Below are 21,284 nucleotides of genomic sequence, written 5' to 3' on the forward strand. Positions count from 1 at the left end.
GCCCGTCCCGCCCCCGCCGGGCCGGGCGTTGCCCCTCAAGCAAACAGCCCCGCATATTCCTCGCGCAGGGCTTTTTTCTGCACCTTGCCCATTGTGTTGCGTGGCAGCGCATCCAGCAGGATGATTTCCTTGGGCTGTTTGAACCTGGCCAACTGGCCTGAGAGCGCGGCCGTTATCGCTTCCGCGCTGGTGCCCTCACCCTCCGGCACCACCACAGCGACCACCGCCTCGCCGAAATCCGGATGCGGCACGCCGATCACTGCGCTTTCAAGAACCCCGGGCAGGTCATCAATCAGGCTCTCGACCTCCTTGGGGTAGACATTGAAGCCACCGGTGATGACCAGATCCTTCTGTCGCCCGACAATGGTAACGTAGCCGTCGGCGTCGATCCTTGCCATGTCACCCGTGATGAACCAGCCGTCCGCCTGCAGTTCCTCGGCTGTCTTTTCTGGCATCTGCCAATAGCCCTGAAACACATTCGGGCCGCGCACTTCCAGCACGCCGATTTCGCCGGTTGGCACCTCGCCCCCCTCTTTCATCACCCGCGCCTCCACGCCCGGCAGAGGAAAGCCCACGGTGCCTGCGCGACGCTCGCCCTTGTAGGGGTTCGACGTGCTCATATTGGTTTCGGTCATCCCGTAGCGTTCGAGAATACGGTGACCAGTCCGCATCTCCCATTGTTCGTGGGTATCGACCAACAGGGGAGCAGAGCCGGAGATGAAAAGGCGCATATTGGCGGCACGCTCGCGCGTCAGCCGCGGATCGGCCAGAAGGCGGGTGTAAAAGGTCGGCACCCCCATCAACGCCGTCGCGCCCGGCATGGCGTTCAGAATCGCCTCACCATCAAACCCCGGCAGGAACACCACCGACGCCCCGGACAAAAGCGCCACATTGGTCGCCACGAACAGCCCGTGGGTGTGAAAGATCGGCAGGGCATGGATCAGCACATCATCTGACGTGAACTGCCAATAATCCCGCAGGGTGAGCGAATTGGAATAGAGGTTGGCATGGCTGAGCATGGCCCCCTTGGACCGCCCCGTCGTGCCGGAAGTATAAAGAATCGCCGCAAGATCATCTGCCTCCCGCGCCACCGGGTCAAAACCGCCCTGACCATCTGCCAAAACACTGAGCGTGCCCTGCCCGTTCCTGTCGAGCGTGACAATCTCTGCCGCGCCTGCCACCTCGCGCAGACCGGTTTCGCGATCCGGATCACACACAAAGACACGCGGTGTTGCGTCTGCGATGAAATAAGCAACCTCTGCATCGGTGTAGGCCGTGTTGAGCGGCAGGAAAATGGCGCCGGCCATGACAGTGCCAAGGTACAGCTCAATCGCGGCAAGCGATTTGTGAACCTGCACCGCCACCCGATCACCCGGTTCCACTCCACGTGAAACAAGTGCCGCAGCCATCTGTTCTGCGCGGGCAAAAAGCGCACCAAAAGTGACATCACCGCCAGCCGTCTTGGGCTGGGTGGCAAACACCGCGTCTTCACGCCCGACAGAGGCGGCGCGCAAATGCTGGATCAGGGGGTTGGCATCATACATTGGAACTCTCTCCTTGCGGGTAGGGCGACCTTGGACACTGCGGGCTGGAAAAATCAACCCGTTGCACTTTCCGGTGCAAGGGCGCAGGGTCTGCGCATGTCGAGTTCCTTAACATCGCATCAACCGGGCCGCGCCATTGCGCTGAAGGTCGCAGCCATTGGCCTGTTCACAGGTCTGTCGGCCATCATCAAGGCGACATCCGATGTTGTCCCTGCTGGTGAAGCGGTGTTCTTTCGATCGTTTTTCGCAATTCCCGTTATCCTGGTGTGGCTTGCCATGCGCAAGGAACTGGGCCGCGGACTGCGCACCGCGCATCCGGGCAAGCATTTTCTGCGCGGTCTTCTGGGCACAACCGCGATGGGAATGACGTTCATGGGGCTGGGGATGCTGCCGCTGCCTGAGGTGACGGCGATTGGCTATGCCACGCCGATTTTCACACTGATTCTGGCCGCGCTGCTACTAGGTGAGCGGATCCGTCTGATCCGTATCACCGCCGTTACCATTGGCCTGATCGGGGTTCTGGTGATGCTATGGCCTCGGCTGGGGGGCGGTGATCTGGGAGATGCGGCAACGCTGGGGGCCATCCTGATCCTGATCGCAACGGTGGCCCGCGGGCTGGTGCAAATACATATCCGCCGGATGGTGATGACAGAGCACACCGCTGCCATCGTGTTCTATTTCTCCCTGACAGCCTCGCTGCTGTCACTGTGCACGCTCCCCTTTGGGTGGGTCTGGCCTGATCCGGCCACGCTTGCCCTGTTGATCAGCGCGGGACTGGTAGGTGGGGTTGCGCAGATATTGGTGACGTCGTCCTACCGCTTTGCACCCGCGTCGATGCTGGCACCTTATGATTATTCATCAATGCTGTTTGCCATTGTGCTGGGGTATGTCTGGTTCAACGAACTGCCGACGCTCGTCATGCTGGCGGGGGCGGGGCTGGTGATTGTCGGCAATGTTCTGGTGATCTGGCGCGAAAGCCGCCTGGGCCTGGAACGTGGCAAGGCGCGCGCCGTCACCGACCCCAAAGGCTGAACCGCCGCAAACCGGCAGCTGGCTCATGCGCCAGTCGCCTGGGGTCAGGTTGCCCCCATCCGGGAGCGCAGGGCATTCACCCGGTCGCGCAGATCCAGCAGCTCTTCCAGATCGCCCCCCATACCCTCAACGATGCAGGCGGTGATCTCTCCCGCTTTGGCGGCCCGCTCTGCACCTGTTTCTGTCAGCTCCAGCAACCGGCTGCGATCATCCTGTGGATTGGGAACACGTCGCAGCAGCTCTGCCTCCTCCATCCTTTTCAGAAGAGGGGTAAGGGTGTTGGTCTCAAGATCCAGCTGCTGGCCAAGCGCCTTGATGGTCTGACCGGGATTGTGCCGAAGCGAGATCAGGACAAGATACTGCGGATAGGTCAGCCCAAGGGGCGCGAGGAGCGGGCGGTATAGCCGGGTCAGCGCATGGTTGGCGGAATAGATCGCAAAACACAGCAGGTCGGAAATTTCAGGTCCATCCGGCGGTATGGCCGGTTGGTTTTGCTGTCCCTGAGCGGGGGCATGGCTGATGGGTTTGTTCGGCGTCTGGGTCATTTTATTGATTTAGGTCGCACACGATGCGTCCGCAACACTTGACGTTCGACACAGACGCCCCACTTTATGTCGTGCACGATATAAATATGCGAGGCGCCGCCCGCATGCCACCCCGACAGGAAAGGATCCTGATATGAGCGTTTCACCCGTCTATACCGCATTTGCCACTGCCACCGGCGGTCGCGATGGCAAGGCCACCATTCAGGGCAGCGATCTGGTGATTGATCTGGATCCGCCCAAGGAAATGGGCGGCAAAGGCGAAGGCAACAACCCAGAGCAGCTCTTTGCGGCCGGCTATGCGGCCTGCTACATCGGCGCCATGAAATTCGCGACCAGCCAGAACGATCAGCTGGCAAAAGTGCCAAATGACGTCTCGGTTGCAGCCGAAGTTGGCATCGGTCCCCGCGATGAGGGCGGGTTTGGCCTGGTTGTCACCCTCAAGGTTGCCCTGCCCGGCCTCAGCCCGGAAGAAGCACAGGCCGTTGCGGATGCGGGTCACAAGATCTGCCCCTATTCCAACGCGGTGCGTGGCAATGTGGTTGTGACCACCGAACTGGTCTGAGACCTACCCATCCGAATACGGCCCCCACCTGCCTTTCAGGCAGGTGGGGATTTAAACAGAAAAAGCGCGGAGACATCTCCGCGCTTTTGCATTTTCCGAAACTGGGCCGCGATCAGCTGCGCACCAGTTCCTCATATGCTTTGGCGATCTCCTGGGTCAGCTCTCCGACTTCAAAACGGTGCGGACCAATCTCGCCAACCGGTGTGACCTCGGCTGCGGTGCCTGTCAGCCAGCATTGTTCAAACCCATCCAGCTCTTCCGGCATGATGTGGCGTTCATGCACGGTGATGCCGCGGTCTTTCAGCATGCCGATCACGGTCTGACGGGTGATGCCATTCAGGAAGCAGTCGGGCTTTGGTGTGTGAACCTCGCCGTCCTTCACGAAGAAGATGTTTGCGCCGGTCGCCTCTGCCACATAGCCGCGATAGTCCATGAACAGCGCATCCGAGCAGCCCTTGGCCTCCGCCTTGTGCTTGGAGATGGTGCAGATCATGTAGAGACCCGCCGCCTTGGCGTGAACCGGGATGGTTTCCGGGCTTGGGCGTTTCCATTCTGCGATGTCGAGCTTGGCACCCTTCATCTTGGCGTCGCCGTAGTATGCGCCCCATCCCCAGACCGCGATGGCCATGCGGACCGGGTTTTTCGCCGACGCGACACCCATGTCTTCGCCAGAACCACGCCAGACGATTGCACGCACATACGCGTCCTGCAGGCCAGAGGCCTTCAGCGTTTCTTCCTTTGCCGCCTCGATCTGGTCGACGGTATAGGGCATCGGCATATCCAGCGCCTCTGCGCTGGCGATCAGACGCTCGGAATGCTCGCGGCTCTTGAAGATTTTGCCGTTGTAGGCGCGCTCACCCTCAAAGACGGAGGAGGCATAATGCATGGCATGGGTCAGGATGTGGACCTTGGCATCACGCCATTCGACCATCTCGCCATCCATCCAGATCAAACCGTCACGATCTTCGTATCCCGCCATGGCGCACCCTCCTTAAGCCTCGCCCAATTTTCAAATGTTGCGCCAATTACGACCGGTCCGGACATAAAGTTGCGCTAAACCTGCGATTCGATACATCTTCAGACTTGGAATGTCAACAAGGCTGACTTAAAATGACCCAAGCACAAAAGGGAGACACCCATGGCAGAAGGGCGACCAGGGCAGGGATTTGGCGGCGAAAGCCTGCTGTTTCTGACGGATGAGCAGTTGCGGCAAGGCATTGAGGCAATGTTCTTTGCCTATCGCGGGTTCACAGCAGATCCGGACCGGATCCTGGCCGAGATGGCCTATGGGCGCGCGCACCACCGGGCGATCCACTTTATCAATCGCGCACCTGGCACGACCGTCAACAATCTCTTGTCGATCCTGGGTGTCACCAAGCAATCGCTCAACCGGGTGCTGCGTGCCCTGATCAGCGACGGGCTGGTTGAAAGCCGCGTGGGTGTGACCGACAAACGCGAACGCCATCTGTTTCTGACGGACAAGGGACGTGCGCTGGAAACCAGCCTGTCGGATGCGCAGCGCGCCCGCATGCGCGCCGCGTACAAGGATGCAGGCCCAGAGGCAGTGCAGGGTTTCAAACGGGTTCTGGAAGCAATGATGGATTCCGACATGCGTCGCGCCTATGCGAAATTGCGGGAGACCGGCGCATGAGCAATTTCGATTCCCATCTGCTGATCGTCGACGACGATGAGCGCATTCGTGGCCTGTTGAAGAAATTCCTGATGCGCGCCGGTTTTCTGGTGACCGCAGCGCGTGATGCTGCCCATGCGCGTCGGGTGCTGTCAGGGCTCGATTTCGATCTCATCGTGATGGATGTGATGATGCCCGGCGAAGATGGCATCTCTCTGACCCGCGCGCTGCGCGAAACCATGAGCACGCCGATCCTTTTGCTGACCGCAAAGGGAGAGACCGAGGATCGTATTGAAGGGCTGGAAGCGGGCGCGGATGACTATCTGGCGAAACCCTTTGAGCCCAAGGAGCTGTTGTTGCGGATCAACGCGATCCTGCGCCGCATGCCTGAACCCACGGCCAAGGACGCAGCCCCCAAGGTCCTGCATCTGGGGCCGATCCGCTATGACATTGAACGCGGCGAGATGTGGCAGGGTGAAGAGCTGATCCGTCTGACCGGCACCGAAAGCCAGCTGATGAAGATCTTTTCCGCCTGCCCCGGTGAACCGGTCAGCCGCACCAAACTGGTCGAAGATCTGGGGCGCGACCGCGGTCAGGCACAGGAACGCGCTGTTGATGTTCAGATCACCCGTCTGCGTCGCAAGATCGAACCCAACCCCAAACAGCCGCAATATCTGCAGACGGTGCGGGGCGCGGGTTATATGCTGGCACCGGATTAAGCCACCAGACCTGCAACCACCACGCGGCGCTTTGAGCCCCTGGCGGGGATATTTCTGGCAAAAGGAAACGGGGGGCCCTGATGACGACTGCCTTGATCACCCATGCTGACTGTCTGAACCACGTGACACCCGATGGCCACCCAGAGCGCGTGGCCCGTCTGGAGCATGTGCTGCACGCCCTGGAAGGACTTGCGCTGAAACGGGTCACCGCGCCGATGGCCGCGGAAGACGACATCCTGCGCATTCATCCGGCCAGTTACCTCGCTGATCTGCGCAATGCTGTGCCACAGGACGGTCGCGTACAGCTGGACGCGGATACATATATGTCACCGGGATCGCTGGATGCGGCCTTTCGCGCGGCGGGGGCTGTCGTGCGCGCGGTGGATATGGTGCTCAGCGGCGAGGTGCAAAACGCCTTTGCCGCCGTGCGCCCGCCCGGGCATCACGCCGAAACCGACACCGCAATGGGGTTTTGCCTGTTCGGCAATGCCGCGCTTGCCGCCAAACATGCGCTGGATCACCACGGTCTGGCCCGTGTGGCGGTGGTGGATTTTGATGTGCACCACGGCAATGGCACGCAGGATCTGTTGTGGGACGAACCACGCGCGCTGTTCATTTCCAGCCAGCAGATGCCCCTTTGGCCCGGATCGGGCCGACCAGAGGAAGACGGCGCCCATGGCCAGATCCTGAACCTGCCCCTACCACCCGGCTCGGGCGGCGTGCAGATGAAGGCCGCCTATGTCGATCAGGCCTTTCCACGCTTGCGGGCCTTTAAACCCGAGCTGATTATTATTTCTGCAGGTTTTGACGCCCATCAGGATGATCCATTGGCCGAACTGGCCTGGAGCACAGAGGATTTTCGCTGGCTGAGCCGCGAACTCTGCTCTCTCGCACAGGAGCTTTGCGGGGGTCGTATCGTCTCGACTTTGGAGGGCGGATATGATCTGAACGCCCTGGCCGCATCGGCCAAGGCCCACGCGGAAGAACTGATAGAGGCAGGCACATGACCGACACCACCAGTCCCGAAACCCCCGTTGAAGAACTGAGCTTTGAGCAGGCGATGCGCGCGCTTGAAACTGTAGTGGATCAGCTGGAGCGCGGTGACGTGGCGCTGGATGCGTCTATCGCCCTTTATGAACGTGGCGCAGCCCTCAAGAAACGCTGCGAAGATGAGCTTAAGCGGGCTGAGGAAAAAGTGGCTGCGATCACGCTTGACGCCAAGGGCGCACCGACCGGCACCCAGCCGCTGGATGCCGGCTGAGACATGGCTGCTGCTGCAGATGCACAGAGCCGCCCGTTTGCGCAGGCTCTGAAAGAGGCACAGTCCCGGATCACGGCCCATATGGAGGCCCGGCTGGGTGGGAATGACCCGCTGCATGCCGCGATGCGTTACGCCATTACCGGCGGCAAGATGCTGCGCGGATTTCTGGTTCTGGAAAGCGCACGCCTGCACGGTGTTGACGATGATGCAGCACTTGAGGCCGCGCTGGCGATCGAGTGCATTCATGCCTATTCGCTGGTGCATGATGATCTGCCCTGCATGGATGACGACGATCTGCGTCGCGGCCAGCCCACTGTGCACAAGAAATGGGATGAGGCGATGGCGGTTCTGGCTGGTGACAGCCTGCAGACCTTTGCCTTTGAACTGCTGGCCGACCCCAAGATCGGTCCCCATGCACTGGTGCTTATCCGCGGACTGGCCCAATCCTCTGGCAAGGATGGCATGGTGTCCGGACAGATGCTGGACATTGCTGCGGAAACCGCCACCACGCCACTGGATCTTGATCAGATCACACGGCTGCAAAACCGCAAGACGGGCTGCCTGATTTCCTGGTCTGCCACTGCGGGCGCGGTCATGGCTGGCGCGGATGAGGCACCGCTGCGACGCTATGCCGATGCGCTTGGCCTTGCTTTTCAGATTGCCGACGACATCCTTGATGTAGAAGGCGATGCCGCCAAGGTCGGCAAGGCGGTCCGCAAGGATGCGGATGCAGGCAAAGCCACATTTGTTTCGCTCTTGGGGCTGGACGCTGCCAAGGATCGCGCCAGAACCTTGATGGAACAGGCTTGTGATGCGCTGAGCCCGTATGGCAGTGCCGCCGAAACCTTGAAGGAAGCCGCGCGCTTCGTTATCTCGCGCGATAGCTGAGCCGCACAATGCGTGCACCGCCAAAGCAACACGCCCAAGGAGCTGCCATGTCAGACCGGCCCCAGACCCCTCTTCTGGATCAGATCACCCGCACTGCGGATCTGAAATCCTTGAGCGATGCGCAGCTGACGCAGGTCGCGCAGGAACTGCGGCAGGAAACAATTTCCGCCGTCTCAGTGACTGGTGGACATCTGGGCGCAGGTCTGGGGGTCGTCGAGCTGACCACCGCGCTGCACGCGGTGTTTGACACACCGCGGGACAAGATCATCTGGGATGTTTCGCACCAGTGCTATCCGCACAAGATCCTGACTGGACGGCGCGACCGCATTCGCACCCTGCGGATGAAGGACGGGCTGAGCGGCTTTACCAAACGTTCGGAATCACCCTTCGATCCTTTTGGCGCCGCGCATAGCTCTACCTCGATCAGCGCGGCGCTTGGTTTTGCGGTGGCGCGCGACCTGGGCGGTGTAATCCCCGAGGGCAATGGCGATGCGATTGCCGTCATTGGCGACGGGTCGATGTCGGCCGGCATGGCGTTTGAGGCGATGAACAACGCAGGCCATCTGGGCAAGCGGCTGATTGTCATTCTGAACGACAACGAGATGTCGATTGCCCCCCCCGTTGGGGCGCTGTCGTCCTATCTGTCGCGGCTTTATGCCGAGGAACCGTTTCAGGAGCTGAAGGCGGTGGCCAAGGGCGCTGCCTCCTTGCTGCCGGAACCCTTCCGCGAAGGTGCCAAGCGCGCCAAAGACATGCTGAAGGGCATGGCCGTTGGCGGCACTTTGTTTGAAAGCCTGGGCTTTTCCTATCTCGGGCCGATTGATGGCCACGATATGGACCAGCTGCTGCCAGTGCTGCGCACCGTGAAGGCTCGTGCCACCGGTCCGATCCTGATCCATGTGCTGACGAAGAAGGGCAAGGGTTATGCCCCGGCGGAACGCGCCCGCGACAAGGGCCATGCCACTGCCAAATTCGACATGGTGACCGGTGAACAGAAGAAAGCGCCCTCAAACGCGCCCTCCTATACCGCTGTCTTTGGCAAGGAACTGGTGCGGCTGGCGGCCGAGGATGACAAGATCTGCGCCGTCACCGCAGCGATGCCCGATGGCACCGGCCTGAACCTGATGGCCGAACGCTACCCCTCGCGCACCTTTGACGTCGGCATCGCAGAACAGCATGGCGTCACCTTTGCCGCCGCGCTGGCCGCTGGCGGGATGAAACCGTTCTGCGCGATGTATTCCACATTCCTGCAGCGCGGTTATGACCAGGTGGTGCATGACGTGGCGATCCAGCGCCTGCCGGTGCGCTTTGCCATCGACCGTGCGGGTCTGGTGGGCGCGGATGGGGCAACCCATGCGGGCAGTTTCGACATTGCCTATATGGCAAACCTGCCCGGCATGGTGGTGATGGCCGCCGCCGATGAAGCAGAGTTGGTGCATATGACAGCCACCGCTGCGGCCTATGATGACGGCCCCATCGCCTTCCGCTATCCACGGGGTGAGGGCGAAGGCGTCGATATGCCAGAGGTGCCTGAGGTCTTGGAAATCGGCAAAGGCCGGATGATCCAGAACGGCAAACGCGTGGCGATCCTGTCGTTCGGCACCCGTCTGGGCGAAGTCAAAAAGGCCGCCGAGGCGTTGTCTGCCAAGGGGATCACCCCAACCATCGCGGACGCCCGTTTCGCCAAACCGCTGGATCGCGACATGATCCTGAAGCTGGCTGCCGATCACGAAGCACTCATCACCATCGAAGAGGGCGCAGTCGGGGGCTTTGGCTCACACGTGGCGCAGCTTCTGGCGGAGGAAGGCGTCTTTGATAGCGGGCTGAAGTTCCGCTCCATGGTGCTGCCCGACACCTTCATCGATCAGGCCAGCCCGGCGGACATGTATGAGATCGCGGCGATGAACGCGCCGCAGATCGAAGCCAAGGTGCTGGAGGTTCTGGGCGTGGCGACGATTGGAGAGAAACGGGCCTAAACCCCCGTCGTCTCCTGCGGGGGAACGAAGGTTTCCAGATCTTCGGCAGCGCGGACGGCGCGCAGGCCTTCGCGGTAGCTGGGGTAGAGCAGATCCACCCCCAGATCATCTTTGATGCGCTGGTTTCTGACGCGCTTGTTCTCGCCATAGAAGCTGCGCGCCATAGGCGTCATGCCGGCCTCATCAAAGGGGACTTCGGCAGGGACAGGCAGGCCCAGCAGCTCGGCCGCAAAGCCCAGCACATCCTGCGGCGGGGCGGGATCATCATCACAGAGGTTGTAGATCGCACCGGGATCGGGCCGCGCAATCGAAGCGGCAAGAACCTGTGCGATATCATCGACGTGAATGCGCGAAAACACCTGTCCCGGCTTCACGATGCGCCGCGCCTTCCCTGCCATCAGCTTGGCAAACGGGCCGCGACCGGGACCATAGATCCCTGCGAGACGAAAGATATGCAGTGGCAGGTCGGGAATGGTCTGCCAACCTGTTTCCGCCGCAGCGCGCCAGCGGCCACGCTGGCTGGACGGGGTGACGGCGGTGTCCTCATCCACCCAGGCGCCATCATGGTCGCCATAGACCGCAGTGGTCGAGAGATAGCCAACCCATTCCAGCGTATCGCCCTGCGCTGCCTCTGCCAGAGCGTCGGCCAGGTCGTTCAACACCGGGTCCCCCTCTGCGGTTGGCCCGACGGACGACAGGATATGGGTCACCCCATCCAGAGAAAGGGGGGCACCGGGCCAGGTGATCAACTCGACCCCGTGGACGGGCACGGCATCATCTGCTGATCGGGTGGTGCCAATAACCTTCCAGCCCGCCTGAAGCAGCTGGGGGGCCAATGCGCGGGCAGTATAGCCAAATCCAAGACAGAGCAGTGTTTTTGTCATGCCCCATAGATGCGCGCGGGCCTGTTTGGGTGCAAGGGTTGATTCCTCTGCCGATTGCGCATTTGCTGGGTCCATGGACAAAAAACCGATTGATGTGGATGCAGCATACGGGCTTGCGGGCCCGGAGCAGTCGCGTGCCCTTTATGCAGATTGGGCAGAGACCTACGACAGCGGCTTTGCGAGCGAAACAGACTACATCCTGCCCGAACAGGTCGCGTTGGTTTTTGCGGCCGCTGGTGGCAGGGGGCCGGTTCTCGATGTGGGGGCCGGTACTGGATTATGCGGGGTTGCCCTTGCAAAGCAGAACCTTGGCCCGATTGACGCCACCGACATCAGCCCCGACATGCTGGCACAGGCGCTGCGCAAGGATGTGTATCGCGATGTGATCGAAGCCGACCTGACAGAGGGTATCCCGGTGCCACAGGGGGCCTATTGCGGTTTGGTATCCTCTGGCACCTTCACCCATGGCCACGTCGGACCGGAGGCCTTGCCAACCCTCCTGCGGGTGGCTCGTCCTGACGCGATTTTCGCCCTGGCCATCAACGCGCGGTTTGCGGCGGCCTCCGGTTTTGACGACGCGTTGCACCGCTTGCAACGCGGTGGCTGGATCAGGGATCTGCGGTTGCCGGAAGTGGCAATCTACGGCTCTGCGGCCAAGGGCATCCATCGCGCGGACACTGCCCTTGTCGCTGTATTTGCAAAGGTCTGAGACGGCGATCAGCGCCCTTTCCACACCGGATCGCGTTTTTCGGCAAAAGCGCGCGCACCCTCCAGCTGATCCTCGCTATCATAAAGCACATCAACACTGCGCAACTGGCGTTTGGTGATCCGGTTCATGGCGTCCTGGAATTTGCTGTCCTCGGCATCGCGCACGATTTCCTTGATTGCGGCGTAGACCAGCGGCGGGCCAGAGGCCAGGAGACGGGCCAGTTCCCAAGCGCGATCCATCAGCTGGTCCGCTGCCACGATCTCATTCACCAGCCCCCAGCGGTTGGCCTCTTCTGCATCAAACCAGCGCCCGGTGAGCAATAGCTCCATCGCGATGTGATAGGGAATGCGTTTGGGCAGTTTCACACTGGCTGCATCCGCCACGGTGCCAGAGCGGATTTCCGGCAGCGCAAAGGTGGCATGATCGGCAGCAATGATCATGTCCGCAGACAGGGCCAGCTCCAGCCCGCCGCCACAGGCGATCCCGTTCACCGCGGCAATCACCGGCTTGTTCATGTCGCGCAGCTCCTGCAATCCACCGAACCCGCCGACACCATAGTCGCCATCCACCGCATCACCGTCAGCCGCCGCTTTCAGATCCCAACCGGGGCAAAAGAACTTCTCTCCCCCACCCGTCAGGATTGCCACCCTGAGGTCAGGATCGTCGCGGAAATCGCGGAAGACCTCACCCATGACCTTGCTGGTCGCCAGATCAATGGCGTTGGCCTTGGGTCGGTCCAGCGTCACTTCCAGAATGGCGCCGTCGCGGCGGGTTTTCACGGGGCTGCTGCCGGTGTCTTCACTCATGTCGTCTCCTCCTGGCATGTGGCATGCCTGTCTGTTTTCAAGCCGCAGCCCTAGTATTTCCGCCGCATCAGCGCATCCGCGGCCACGGCATCTGTTGGCGTGCACAGAAGCGGGTTGATCTCGATCTCCTCCAACCCCAGCGCATTCTCAAGCACATAGGCCTCAACCGCGCGGATGGCCGCCATGAGAGCCTCGCGATTGGCAGCGGCAGCGCCACGATACCCGTCGAGCAACCGTGACACCCGCAGGCTGTTGAGCGCGGTTTCAAGATCCGCCTCAGACGCAGGCAATAGAACCGATGCGCTGTCCTGCAGGACTTCGGTCAGCGTACCACCCGCTGCAAGGGTCATGACAAACCCGTGGGCCGGGTCCTTGACCACACCGATCAGCAGCTCTGCCACCGCACCTGTCACCATTTCCTCGATCAGGAAACTGCGGGCCGGCATGTCATGTGCTGCATCGCTGACCGCCTGACCTGAGGTCAGGTTCAGCACAACGGCTCCTGCCTCAGTCTTGTGGGCGACCCCTTCTCCCTTGAGAACAACAGGGAAGCCGAGATCAACAGCCACGGCCCGTGCGTTGGTGGCCGAGATGGCGCGTTTGGAATGCGGCACCCGCAACCCATAGGCCGAGAGCTGACGCTTGGCCTCGGCTTCGGGGATCAGATCGGGCTCTACTGTGGCTGTCGGCAACAACAGCGGCTCCGGTGGTTCGGGCAGACACAGGCTTGCCGCTTCGCAGGCAGCAATTGCTTCTGTCAGCCCGGAAAACGGAACTACACCGGCCTCCATCAGCCGGGCTGCGACCTCCTCTGGCATGAGTTCGGGAAGGGTTGCGATGAAACCGGCGTTGGCGCCGGTCCGCTCCCGCGCTGCGATCATTGCAGCAATGGTACATTCCCAGTCAGACGCATCACAGCGATCCCCGCGCGGAAAATCGGCAATCAGCATGGTCATCGCCAGTTGCGGATCCATCATCGCAGCGAAGGCGTTGGTCATCGCCTCGGTGTCGCGCCAGATATAGGTGTGATAATCAAGCGGATTGGCCAGCGCCACCATCGGGCCGAGCGCGGCGCGCAGATCGGTTTTCTGGCGGTCATTCAGGGGTGGAAACGCCACCCTGCGCGCATGAGCGGTATCCGCGGCCAGGCTTGCCTCGCCCCCCGAACAGCTGATGGTCGCAATACGGTTCGAGGGCAGACGCCCCGTTACATGCAACAGCTTCAGCGTCTCCAGGAAAGACGACAGATCATCCAGACGCGGAATACCAAATCGCGACAGCAAAGCCCCTGCCCCCGCGTCGCCGCCCGCAAGCGAGGCGGTATGAGAAACCGTTGCGGCCTGGGCCTCGGCCGACTTGCCAACCTTCAGGGCGATGATGGGCTTGCCCAATGCGCGGGCACGGGCGGCAAGTGCCTCAAAGGCGCGCAGATCACCAAACCCCTCGATATGCAGACCCAGCGCAGTGACCCGGTCGTCCTCCAGCAGCGCCTCGCCAATTGCAGCAATGCCCGATTGTGCCTGATTGCCCGCAGTCACCACATAGGCCAGCGGCAGGCCACGCTTCTGCATGGTCAGGTTGATTGCGATGTTGGAGCTTTGAGTGACCAGGGCCACGCCTGTCTCAGCCCGCTGGCCGCCATGCTGGTCCGGCCACAAAAGCGCACCGTCCAGATAGTTGATGAAGCCATAGCAATTGGGGCCGAGGAAGGGCATATCGCCCGCCGCATCTAACAGCTGCGCCTGCAAATCAGCCCCTTCGGCGTCCTCTGCTGCGGCTTCCAGAAAACCGGACGCAAAGCACACTGCCCCGCCAGCCCCGCGCGCCGACAGCGCCCGCACCACGTCGATCGTGGCAAAGCGGTTCACCCCGACAAAGGCCGCATCTGGTGCCTCTGGCAGACTGTCCACGTCTTTGAACGCAGGCAGGCCCGCAACCTCTTCGGCCTTGGGGTGGACGGGCCAGATGGTGCCCCCGAACCCCATCTTCTGGCACTGCTCGATCACCAAGCGGCACCAGGCGCCACCACCGATCACAGCTATGGATTTGGGACGGAAAAGGCGGGAAAGGTCGCGTGTCATTGTCTTGCGGTTCCGCAGGCTGAGAGTTCGGGAGCCTCCGGCGGGGATATTTTCAGCCAGAAGAAGCGTAGGGTTTCATTAACCAGAATCGGCAACGCTGATTGCGCGGTACAGGCGGGGACGCCGATGACCGCGCCAGGAGAAGGCCCCCGGTTGCGGCGTTGCCCTCCGGGGGCTGGATCTGGTTTCACTCTTCTTCTGGCCTTCAAATATCCTCGCCGAAGGCGAAAAAACTGCTGGGTTTCAATGTGCCGGCCGGTCGAGATGGCCCAGATCCCGGTCCGGGTCAATCCGGTCGCGCACCAGGGTTTTCAGCGCCTTCACATCCGGAAAACCGCCGTCGCGTTTGCGTTCCCAGATCAGATCACCGTCCAGTCGGATTTCGAACACACCACCCATGTGACCGGGGATCAGGGTGACTCCCCCCAGTTGATCCTGGAATGTCTGCAACAATTCCTGTGCCATCCAGCCCGCGCGCAGCAGCCAGTTGCAGCCGATGCAGTAGGTGATGGTCACATTGGGTTTCACAGCCTGTGGTGCGGTTTGGGTCATGGATCAGCCTCCGACGGCGCGCAGCATCTCGCGGCTGATGATGTGCCGCTGGATTTCACTGGTGCCTTCCCAGATACGCTCCACCCGCGCGTCGCGCCAGATGCGTTCCAGCGGCAGTTCATCCATCAATCCCATGCCGCCATGAATCTGGATCGCCTCATCGGCGACAAAGGCCAGCATCTCGGTCGCCTTCAGCTTGGCCATCGACATGTCGCTTTCGGTGACGGTGCCCTGATCGAATTTCCAACCGGCTTCCCAGGTCAAGAGGTTCGCCGCCTTCAGTTCCAGCGCCATATCGGCGAGCTTGAAGGACACACCCTGAAACTTGCCGATTTGCTGGCCGAACTGTTTGCGCTCGGCGGCGTAGTCGATCGAATGCTGCAAGGCACGGTCTGCGCGACCAAGGCAGGTGGCGGCCACTTGCAGGCGGGTCGCGCCCAGCCAGGTGTTGGCAACATCGAACCCCTTGTCGACCTCGCCCAGAATGGCCGAGGACGGCAGGCGGCAGTCGTCGAATTCCAGCACCGCGTTGGTATAGCCGCGGTGGCTGACGTTGCCGTAGCCGTCGCGCACCTCAAAACCCGGCGTGCCCTTGTCGACAAAGAAGGCAGTGATCTTCTTCTTCGGCCCGCGCGGGGTGTCCTCGATCCCGGTGGCCATGAAGCAGATCGCGAAATCGGCGATATCGGCGTGGCTGATGAAATGCTTGGTGCCGTTCAGGATCCAGTCATCGCCGTCCTGGCGCGCCGTCGCCTTCATGCCGCGCAGGTCCGAGCCCGCGTCCGGCTCTGTCATCGCCAGACAGTCCCACTTCTCGCCTTTCATACAGGGGAACAGGTATTTTTCCTTCTGCTCCTCGGTGCCTGCCAGCAGGATGTTCGATGGCCGCGCCACGCCGGTCCAGTGCAGCGCATAGTTGGCGCGGCCCAGTTCCTTTTCATACATCAGCCAGCTCAGCGTATCGAGGCCGGCACCTCCTACCTCCTCTGGCATGTTGGCGGCATAAAGCCCTGCCTCCATCGCCTTTTTCTGCACATCGCGGATCACGTCCATGTCCAGGTGGCCGGTGCGTTCGATCTCCGCCTCGTGGGGGTAGAGCTCTTTCTCCACAAAGGCGCGGGTGGTTTCCACGATCATGGCCTGTTCTTCGGTCATTGCGAACTGCATCGGTCCCTCCCGTCAGGGTAATTCTGTTGACTTGCCCCTGAGCGTAGGTCTGGATGAACAGAATATCATGCACTATCGGACATCATCGTGCCAAAATGGAAGAAACAACACGCTGCAACGCAGCAGATTGACCTTTTGCTGTTTGATCAGTTTTCGGGCCATTGCCTTGCCAATACCGTCGAGCCACTCCGCGCGGCAAATGGCTTTGCTGGACGCGATCTCTATTCCTGGCGGTTCCTGACCCTTTCAGGTGCGCCTGCCGTGTCATCCGCCGGCATGGAAGTTATCGCGCAGAGGGCACTGGCGCGGGCTGAGGGTGATATGCTCATCGCGATGCCGAGCTATGGCTATCTGCGTCACGCAACCGATGCGACGGCGCGGGGGCTGCGGGCTGCTGCCGCCCGATACCGTGTGATGGCGGGTTTTGATACTGGCGCCTGGCTTCTGGCCGCTGCCGGATTGCTGACGGGCTATCGCGCCACCATTCACCGCGCCGAGATGGAGGAGTTCACCGACTGCTTTCCCGAGGTGGACGCCAGCCAGCAGCGCTATCTATGGGATCGTGACCGGTTGACCTGTTCAGGAGCGATGTCTGCCTTTGACAGCATTCTTGACATGATCGGACAGCAACACGGTCAGGCGCTGCGCCTGGATGTTGCCGATCTATTCATGAGCGCAGACCCGGAGCCGACATCTGGCAGCAACCTTTCCAGCACGCCCTTGCGCAGCACCACTGTGGCGCGGGCGGTCAAGGTGATGGAGGACAATCTGGAGAACCCCCTGCCCCTGACCGACGTGGCCCGCCAGACCGGGCGCAGCCTGCGCGAGCTGGCCCGCCGGACACAGGCAGAATTGGGCGTGACGCCACAGGGACTGTATCGCCATTTTCGTCTGAAACGGGCGAAACGCCTCGTGTTAGAGACGGAATACAGCGTCGCGGAGATTGCCCTCCGCTGCGGCTATGAAAACCCAAGCGCGCTGACACGGGCGTTTCGGACAGAGTTTCAGACAACGCCCCGACAGTTGCGCAGCGCACGGCGCTGACCATCGGCGGCGCATCGCTGATACCGATCTTATGGTTTCACAAAAAAGAGCTATTGTTTGCGCTAGACCTGAAGGGGCCTTGCGCTTGCTCAGGTAATCAGAACAATTGGCACATGACAGATATCGCATTCCCAAGCTGGCCCGATGTAGCCCCCCAGTTGATCGAAGTTGCGGCAGGTCGCCGCCCGGCGGATACGGTGATCCGCAAGGGGGTCTGGGTCAATGTTCACACCCGTGAACTCCTCCCCGATCATGACATTGCCATAAGCGCAGGACGTATTGCCTATGTCGGGCCTGACGCGGGCTATTGCACCGGTCCCGACACCGAGGTGATCGAGGCAAACGGGCGCTACATGATGCCCGGCCTGTGTGATGCGCATATGCACATCGAATCCGGCATGCTGACCCCAGCAGAATTTGCCCGCGCTGTGATCCCCCATGGCACCACCTCGATGTTCACCGACCCGCATGAAATCGCCAATGTGCTGGGCCTTGAAGGCGTGCGGCTGATGCATGACGAAGCGCTGCTGCAGCCGGTCAATATCTTTACCCAGATGCCAAGCTGTGCGCCCTCTGCGCCAGGGCTGGAAACCACCGGCTACGAGATCTCGCCCGAAGATGTTGGCGAGGCGATGAACTGGCCGGGGATCATCGGCCTTGGCGAGATGATGAACTTTCCCGGTGTTGCCAATGGCGACCCCAAGATGCTGGCCGAAATCGCCGCGACCCAGCGCGCAGGGAAAACCGTTGGCGGGCATTATGCCTCTCCTGACCTTGGCCCTGATTTTGCGGCTTATGTGGCGGGCGGCCCGGCTGATGATCACGAAGGCACCTGTGAGGCAGATGCCATTGCCCGCATGCGCCAAGGTATGCGCGCGATGGTGCGGCTGGGATCGGCCTGGTACGATGTTGAGGCGCAGATCACCGCGATCACCGAAAAGGGTCTGGATCCGCGCAACTTCATCCTGTGTACCGATGATTGCCATTCCGGCACGCTCGTCAACGATGGCCATATGAACCGGGTTGTGCGTCACGCGATCGACTGCGGCTGCGACCCCTTGGTTGCCATCCAGATGGCCACGATCAATACAGCCACCCATTTCGGTCTTGAGCGAGAGCTGGGCTCTATCACGCCGGGCCGCCGGGCAGATGTGATTTTGACCTCTGACCTTAAGTCCTTGCCCATCGAGGTGGTGGTGGCGCGGGGCCAGATCGTGGCCGAGGCCGGAGAAATCAAAGTGGACTGCCCGCACCTCGACTGGCCAGACAGCGCCCGAGGCACAGTCCATCTGGGCCATGAGTTGTCCGCACGTGATTTTGAGATCAGCGCACCTGAAGGGGCCAACGCGGTCACTGCAAATGTGATTGGGGTCGTCGAGAACCAGGCCCCCACCAAAGCCCTTCAGGCGGAATTGCCGGTGGTTGACGGGCTGGTCGAGGGCAGTGGCGACGTCTGCCAGATTGCCCTTGTCGAACGGCATCGGGCAACCGGCGGCGTGACCAACGCCTTTGTCTCCGGGTTTGGCTATTCCGGCAAAATGGCGATGGCCTCGACCGTGGCCCATGACAGCCATCATATGATTGTCGTCGGAACCGATCGTGCACAGATGGCGCTGGCCGCGAACCGGCTGGCCGAGGTCGGTGGAGGCATCACCATTTTCCGCGAGGGGCAGGAGCTGGCATTGGTTGAACTGCCGATTGCCGGGCTGATGTCCGACAGCCCCGCAACCGAGGTCGCCGCCAAGGCGCAGAAGATGGTCGACGCGATGGAAGCCTGTGGCTGCACGCTGAACAATGCCTATATGCAACATTCCCTGCTGGCGCTTGTCGTCATCCCAGAGCTGCGTATTTCCGACCTTGGACTGGTCGACGTTCGCAGCTTCAAGAAAATTCCAGTGATCGAGCCGCTTTCATGACAACAGTAAAAACCCCACAACTTCCTGCCGCTGAGGAATTCACCGACGCGGCCGCAGCCGTCGCCCGTCTGGAGCAGCTTTATTCGGAGGCGACACAGTTCCTGTGCACCGAATTCTCCAGCGTGATTGCCGATGGCGCCGCAGTACCGCACCGCATCCGCGCCTATTACCCGGAGATCCGCTTTACCACCTCGTCGTTTGCACAGGTGGATAGTCGGCTCAGCTATGGGCATGTGTCAGCGCCCGGCACCTATGCCACGACGGTGACACGCCCGGATCTGTTTCGTCATTATTTGACCCAACAGATCGGCCTGTTGATCCGCAATCATGGCCAGCCTGTCACCATTGCGGTCTCGGACACACCAATCCCGGTGCATTTTGCTGTCGCCTCAGACCCCAATCTGACCGTCCCGCAAGAGGGGGCGGCAGGCTTTACCCTGCGCGATGTGTTCGATGTGCCGGATCTGGCGACCACCAACGATGACATCGTGAACGGCACCTATCAGGCCAGCGACAACACCGGGCCGCTCTCGCTGTTTACGGCGCAGCGCATCGACTATTCGCTGGCCCGCCTGTCGCACTATACGGCGACGGATCCACAGCATTTCCAGAACCATGTGCTGTTCACCAACTACCAGTTCTACGTCGCGGAGTTCGAGGCCTATGCCCGCGCCCAGCTGGCTGACCCGCAGTCAGGCTACATCAGCTTTGTCAGCACCGGCGACCACGAGATCACCCATGCGGATGCCGAAATCCCGCCAACCACCAAACTGCCGCAGATGCCGACCTACCACCTGAAGCGGGAAGACGGCAGTGGCATCACCCTGGTGAACATCGGCGTCGGCCCGTCCAACGCAAAAACCGCCACGGACCACATCGCCGTATTGCGCCCGCATGCGTGGTTGATGGTTGGCCACTGTGCCGGTCTTCGCAATACGCAAACCCTGGGGGATTTCGTGCTTGGCCACGGGTATCTGCGCGAGGACCACGTGCTGGACGACGATCTGCCGATCTGGACCCCGATCCCCGCGCTTGCGGAAATTCAGGTCGCGCTGGAAAATGCCGTTGCTGAGGTGACCGAACTGGAAGGTTATGATCTGAAACGGATCATGCGGACCGGTACCGTTGCCACCATCGACAACCGTAACTGGGAATTGCGCGACCAATCCGGCCCGGTCCAGCGGCTATCACAGTCCCGCGCCATCGCGCTGGATATGGAAAGCGCAACAATCGCGGCCAATGGATATCGCTTCCGCGTGCCATACGGAACGCTGCTGTGCGTGTCGGACAAACCCCTGCATGGTGAGCTGAAACTGCCAGGCATGGCATCTGATTTCTACCGCACGCAGGTTGCGCGGCATTTGCAGATCGGGATAAAGGCGATGGAACAGTTGCGCGGCATGCCACTTGAGCGTTTGCACAGTCGAAAACTGCGCTCCTTCGACGAAACAGCCTTTCTTTAAGGCGAGTTTTCCACCGAAATCTGCCAAAAACCCCTATTTTGTTGGGCTAAATGCTACACAATGCGTTGTGTTACGACACAACATAACGCTAAGGTTACGCGATGAGGCCCCATAACTCGGGCAGTGACAAGGAGACCTAAGAATGTCCAAACCGATGACCAAGACCCAGCTTGTTGCCGCTCTGGCTGAAGAAATGGGCAGCGACAAGAAAGCCGCCGGCGCCGCTCTGGATGCCGTTTGCGCGCTGATCACCCGCGAAGTTTCCGGCGGTGGCGCAGTGACCCTGCCCGGCGTTGGCAAGATCTACTGCCGCGAGCGCCCTGAGCGCGAAGTGCGCAACCCCGCGACCGGTGAGAAGTTCACCAAAGAAGCGGACAAAGTCGTGAAAATGACCATCGCCAAAGCGCTGAAAGACAGCGTGAACGGCTAAGTTCACATCACGACCAAGATTGTGTTGCGGGTCGCCTTTCAGGCGGCCCTTTCTTTTTGCCCGGTCTTGCGCAGC

General features: G+C 61.1%; 21 protein-coding genes. 13 read left to right on the forward strand and 8 right to left on the reverse strand.

Features of this window, described 5'->3' with window-relative positions; all coding sequences use genetic code 11:
* Window positions 1-35: 35 nt before the first annotated feature.
* The gene (locus NIT7645_RS13645) at window positions 36-1,544 is read right to left on the reverse strand and encodes a malonate--CoA ligase (protein WP_008560615.1); all 1,509 of its coding nucleotides are present in this window, start codon (window positions 1,542-1,544) and stop codon (window positions 36-38) included.
* Window positions 1,545-1,640: 96 nt separating this feature from the next.
* Here NIT7645_RS13645 and NIT7645_RS13650 point away from each other — a divergent pair, with 96 nt between their 5' ends.
* Entirely contained in the window at window positions 1,641-2,576 is a 936-nt protein-coding gene (locus NIT7645_RS13650; RefSeq protein ID WP_037302610.1) for a DMT family transporter, read from the forward strand.
* A 44-nt stretch (window positions 2,577-2,620) separates the two neighbouring features.
* Here NIT7645_RS13650 and NIT7645_RS13655 read toward each other — a convergent pair whose 3' ends face one another.
* Entirely contained in the window at window positions 2,621-3,121 is a 501-nt protein-coding gene (locus NIT7645_RS13655; RefSeq protein ID WP_008561954.1) for a MarR family winged helix-turn-helix transcriptional regulator, read from the reverse strand.
* A gap of 133 nt (window positions 3,122-3,254) precedes the next feature.
* On the opposite strand from NIT7645_RS13655, the gene NIT7645_RS13660 reads away from it, so the two are divergent.
* Window positions 3,255-3,683 (forward strand): organic hydroperoxide resistance protein, encoded by a 429-nt coding sequence (locus tag NIT7645_RS13660; RefSeq protein ID WP_008560584.1) that lies wholly within the window; start codon window positions 3,255-3,257, stop codon window positions 3,681-3,683.
* A gap of 112 nt (window positions 3,684-3,795) precedes the next feature.
* Here the strand turns inward: NIT7645_RS13660 and NIT7645_RS13665 are convergent, their stop codons facing one another.
* Window positions 3,796-4,662, reverse strand: a complete 867-nt coding sequence (locus NIT7645_RS13665; protein ID WP_008560626.1) for a branched-chain amino acid aminotransferase — start codon at window positions 4,660-4,662, stop codon at window positions 3,796-3,798.
* Between the two features lie 159 nt (window positions 4,663-4,821).
* Here NIT7645_RS13665 and NIT7645_RS13670 point away from each other — a divergent pair, with 159 nt between their 5' ends.
* The 6 genes from NIT7645_RS13670 (at window position 4,822) to dxs (ending at window position 10,157) form a co-directional block, all read left to right on the forward strand.
* Complete coding sequence (locus tag NIT7645_RS13670; RefSeq protein ID WP_008559286.1) at window positions 4,822-5,334, forward strand: MarR family winged helix-turn-helix transcriptional regulator; 513 nt, start codon at window positions 4,822-4,824, stop codon at window positions 5,332-5,334.
* The gene (locus NIT7645_RS13675) at window positions 5,331-6,032 is read left to right on the forward strand and encodes a response regulator (RefSeq protein ID WP_008559332.1); all 702 of its coding nucleotides are present in this window, start codon (window positions 5,331-5,333) and stop codon (window positions 6,030-6,032) included. The genes NIT7645_RS13670 and NIT7645_RS13675 overlap by 4 nt, the downstream gene beginning before the upstream one ends.
* An 80-nt stretch (window positions 6,033-6,112) precedes the next feature.
* Complete coding sequence (locus tag NIT7645_RS13680; RefSeq protein WP_008562335.1) at window positions 6,113-7,039, forward strand: histone deacetylase family protein; 927 nt, start codon at window positions 6,113-6,115, stop codon at window positions 7,037-7,039.
* Window positions 7,036-7,293: an exodeoxyribonuclease VII small subunit gene (locus NIT7645_RS13685; RefSeq protein ID WP_008562988.1), complete on the forward strand. Its 258-nt coding sequence runs from the start codon at window positions 7,036-7,038 to the stop codon at window positions 7,291-7,293. Before NIT7645_RS13680 ends, NIT7645_RS13685 begins: the two co-directional genes overlap by 4 nt.
* Window positions 7,294-7,296: 3 nt before the next feature.
* Entirely contained in the window at window positions 7,297-8,181 is an 885-nt protein-coding gene (locus tag NIT7645_RS13690) for a polyprenyl synthetase family protein (RefSeq protein WP_008559708.1), read from the forward strand.
* Between the two features lie 47 nt (window positions 8,182-8,228).
* Window positions 8,229-10,157 (forward strand): 1-deoxy-D-xylulose-5-phosphate synthase, encoded by a 1,929-nt coding sequence (dxs, locus tag NIT7645_RS13695; RefSeq protein ID WP_050687292.1) that lies wholly within the window; start codon window positions 8,229-8,231, stop codon window positions 10,155-10,157.
* Here dxs and NIT7645_RS13700 read toward each other — a convergent pair.
* A complete protein-coding gene (locus NIT7645_RS13700) occupies window positions 10,154-11,041 on the reverse strand; it encodes an SDR family oxidoreductase (protein WP_037303013.1) in 888 nt (295 codons plus the stop codon). The two genes, dxs and NIT7645_RS13700, sit on opposite strands and share 4 nt — an antisense overlap.
* A 73-nt stretch (window positions 11,042-11,114) precedes the next feature.
* On the opposite strand from NIT7645_RS13700, the gene NIT7645_RS13705 reads away from it, so the two are divergent.
* Entirely contained in the window at window positions 11,115-11,750 is a 636-nt protein-coding gene (locus NIT7645_RS13705) for a class I SAM-dependent DNA methyltransferase (RefSeq protein ID WP_008561003.1), read from the forward strand.
* Window positions 11,751-11,758: 8 nt separating this feature from the next.
* On the opposite strand, the gene NIT7645_RS13710 is transcribed toward NIT7645_RS13705, so the two are convergent.
* The 4 genes from NIT7645_RS13710 to NIT7645_RS13725 form a co-directional block, all read right to left on the reverse strand.
* Complete coding sequence (locus tag NIT7645_RS13710; RefSeq protein ID WP_008561091.1) at window positions 11,759-12,556, reverse strand: carnitinyl-CoA dehydratase; 798 nt, start codon at window positions 12,554-12,556, stop codon at window positions 11,759-11,761.
* A gap of 50 nt (window positions 12,557-12,606) precedes the next feature.
* Entirely contained in the window at window positions 12,607-14,637 is a 2,031-nt protein-coding gene (locus tag NIT7645_RS13715) for an acetate--CoA ligase family protein (protein WP_050687294.1), read from the reverse strand.
* Between the two features lie 243 nt (window positions 14,638-14,880).
* Window positions 14,881-15,189, reverse strand: coding sequence for an Rdx family protein (locus NIT7645_RS13720; protein WP_008561158.1), 309 nt, complete (start codon window positions 15,187-15,189; stop codon window positions 14,881-14,883).
* Between the two features lie 3 nt (window positions 15,190-15,192).
* Window positions 15,193-16,356 carry an acyl-CoA dehydrogenase family protein gene (locus tag NIT7645_RS13725; RefSeq protein WP_008562752.1) on the reverse strand — a complete coding sequence of 388 codons (1,164 nt, stop codon included), beginning with the start codon at window positions 16,354-16,356 and terminating at the stop codon, window positions 15,193-15,195.
* A gap of 87 nt (window positions 16,357-16,443) precedes the next feature.
* Between NIT7645_RS13725 and NIT7645_RS13730 the strand changes: the two genes are divergently transcribed.
* The 4 genes from NIT7645_RS13730 to NIT7645_RS13745 all read left to right on the forward strand — a co-directional run bounded on the left by NIT7645_RS13730 (window position 16,444) and on the right by NIT7645_RS13745 (window position 21,209).
* On the forward strand, window positions 16,444-17,400 hold the full coding sequence (locus tag NIT7645_RS13730; protein ID WP_008560697.1) for a GlxA family transcriptional regulator: 957 nt from the start codon (window positions 16,444-16,446) through the stop codon (window positions 17,398-17,400).
* Window positions 17,401-17,513: 113 nt separating this feature from the next.
* The gene (gene ade, locus NIT7645_RS13735; protein WP_008560544.1) at window positions 17,514-19,316 is read left to right on the forward strand and encodes an adenine deaminase; all 1,803 of its coding nucleotides are present in this window, start codon (window positions 17,514-17,516) and stop codon (window positions 19,314-19,316) included.
* Window positions 19,313-20,779 carry an AMP nucleosidase gene (locus tag NIT7645_RS13740; RefSeq protein ID WP_008562516.1) on the forward strand — a complete coding sequence of 489 codons (1,467 nt, stop codon included), beginning with the start codon at window positions 19,313-19,315 and terminating at the stop codon, window positions 20,777-20,779. Before ade ends, NIT7645_RS13740 begins: the two co-directional genes overlap by 4 nt.
* Window positions 20,780-20,921: 142 nt before the next feature.
* Window positions 20,922-21,209, forward strand: a complete 288-nt coding sequence (locus NIT7645_RS13745) for an HU family DNA-binding protein (RefSeq protein WP_008561673.1) — start codon at window positions 20,922-20,924, stop codon at window positions 21,207-21,209.
* Window positions 21,210-21,284: the final 75 nt, after the last annotated feature.

The organism is Phaeobacter italicus (assembly GCF_001258055.1).
In the GTDB taxonomy this organism is placed as follows: Bacteria; Pseudomonadota; Alphaproteobacteria; order Rhodobacterales; family Rhodobacteraceae; genus Phaeobacter; species Phaeobacter italicus.

Excerpts from the sequence above, each read along its gene's own strand:
- NIT7645_RS13645 (WP_008560615.1), bottom strand. The coding sequence starts at position 1,544 with ATGTATGATGCCAACCCCCTGATCCAGCATTTGCGCGCCGCCTCTGTC.
- NIT7645_RS13650 (WP_037302610.1), top strand. The coding sequence starts at position 1,641 with ATGTCGAGTTCCTTAACATCGCATCAACCGGGCCGCGCCATTGCGCTG.
- NIT7645_RS13655 (WP_008561954.1), bottom strand. The coding sequence starts at position 3,121 with ATGACCCAGACGCCGAACAAACCCATCAGCCATGCCCCCGCTCAGGGA.
- NIT7645_RS13660 (WP_008560584.1), top strand. The coding sequence starts at position 3,255 with ATGAGCGTTTCACCCGTCTATACCGCATTTGCCACTGCCACCGGCGGT.
- NIT7645_RS13665 (WP_008560626.1), bottom strand. The coding sequence starts at position 4,662 with ATGGCGGGATACGAAGATCGTGACGGTTTGATCTGGATGGATGGCGAG.
- NIT7645_RS13670 (WP_008559286.1), top strand. The coding sequence starts at position 4,822 with ATGGCAGAAGGGCGACCAGGGCAGGGATTTGGCGGCGAAAGCCTGCTG.
- NIT7645_RS13675 (WP_008559332.1), top strand. The coding sequence starts at position 5,331 with ATGAGCAATTTCGATTCCCATCTGCTGATCGTCGACGACGATGAGCGC.
- NIT7645_RS13680 (WP_008562335.1), top strand. The coding sequence starts at position 6,113 with ATGACGACTGCCTTGATCACCCATGCTGACTGTCTGAACCACGTGACA.
- NIT7645_RS13685 (WP_008562988.1), top strand. The coding sequence starts at position 7,036 with ATGACCGACACCACCAGTCCCGAAACCCCCGTTGAAGAACTGAGCTTT.
- NIT7645_RS13690 (WP_008559708.1), top strand. The coding sequence starts at position 7,297 with ATGGCTGCTGCTGCAGATGCACAGAGCCGCCCGTTTGCGCAGGCTCTG.
- dxs (WP_050687292.1), top strand. The coding sequence starts at position 8,229 with ATGTCAGACCGGCCCCAGACCCCTCTTCTGGATCAGATCACCCGCACT.
- NIT7645_RS13700 (WP_037303013.1), bottom strand. The coding sequence starts at position 11,041 with ATGACAAAAACACTGCTCTGTCTTGGATTTGGCTATACTGCCCGCGCA.
- NIT7645_RS13705 (WP_008561003.1), top strand. The coding sequence starts at position 11,115 with ATGGACAAAAAACCGATTGATGTGGATGCAGCATACGGGCTTGCGGGC.
- NIT7645_RS13710 (WP_008561091.1), bottom strand. The coding sequence starts at position 12,556 with ATGAGTGAAGACACCGGCAGCAGCCCCGTGAAAACCCGCCGCGACGGC.
- NIT7645_RS13715 (WP_050687294.1), bottom strand. The coding sequence starts at position 14,637 with ATGACACGCGACCTTTCCCGCCTTTTCCGTCCCAAATCCATAGCTGTG.
- NIT7645_RS13720 (WP_008561158.1), bottom strand. The coding sequence starts at position 15,189 with ATGACCCAAACCGCACCACAGGCTGTGAAACCCAATGTGACCATCACC.
- NIT7645_RS13725 (WP_008562752.1), bottom strand. The coding sequence starts at position 16,356 with ATGCAGTTCGCAATGACCGAAGAACAGGCCATGATCGTGGAAACCACC.
- ade (WP_008560544.1), top strand. The coding sequence starts at position 17,514 with ATGACAGATATCGCATTCCCAAGCTGGCCCGATGTAGCCCCCCAGTTG.
- NIT7645_RS13740 (WP_008562516.1), top strand. The coding sequence starts at position 19,313 with ATGACAACAGTAAAAACCCCACAACTTCCTGCCGCTGAGGAATTCACC.
- NIT7645_RS13745 (WP_008561673.1), top strand. The coding sequence starts at position 20,922 with ATGTCCAAACCGATGACCAAGACCCAGCTTGTTGCCGCTCTGGCTGAA.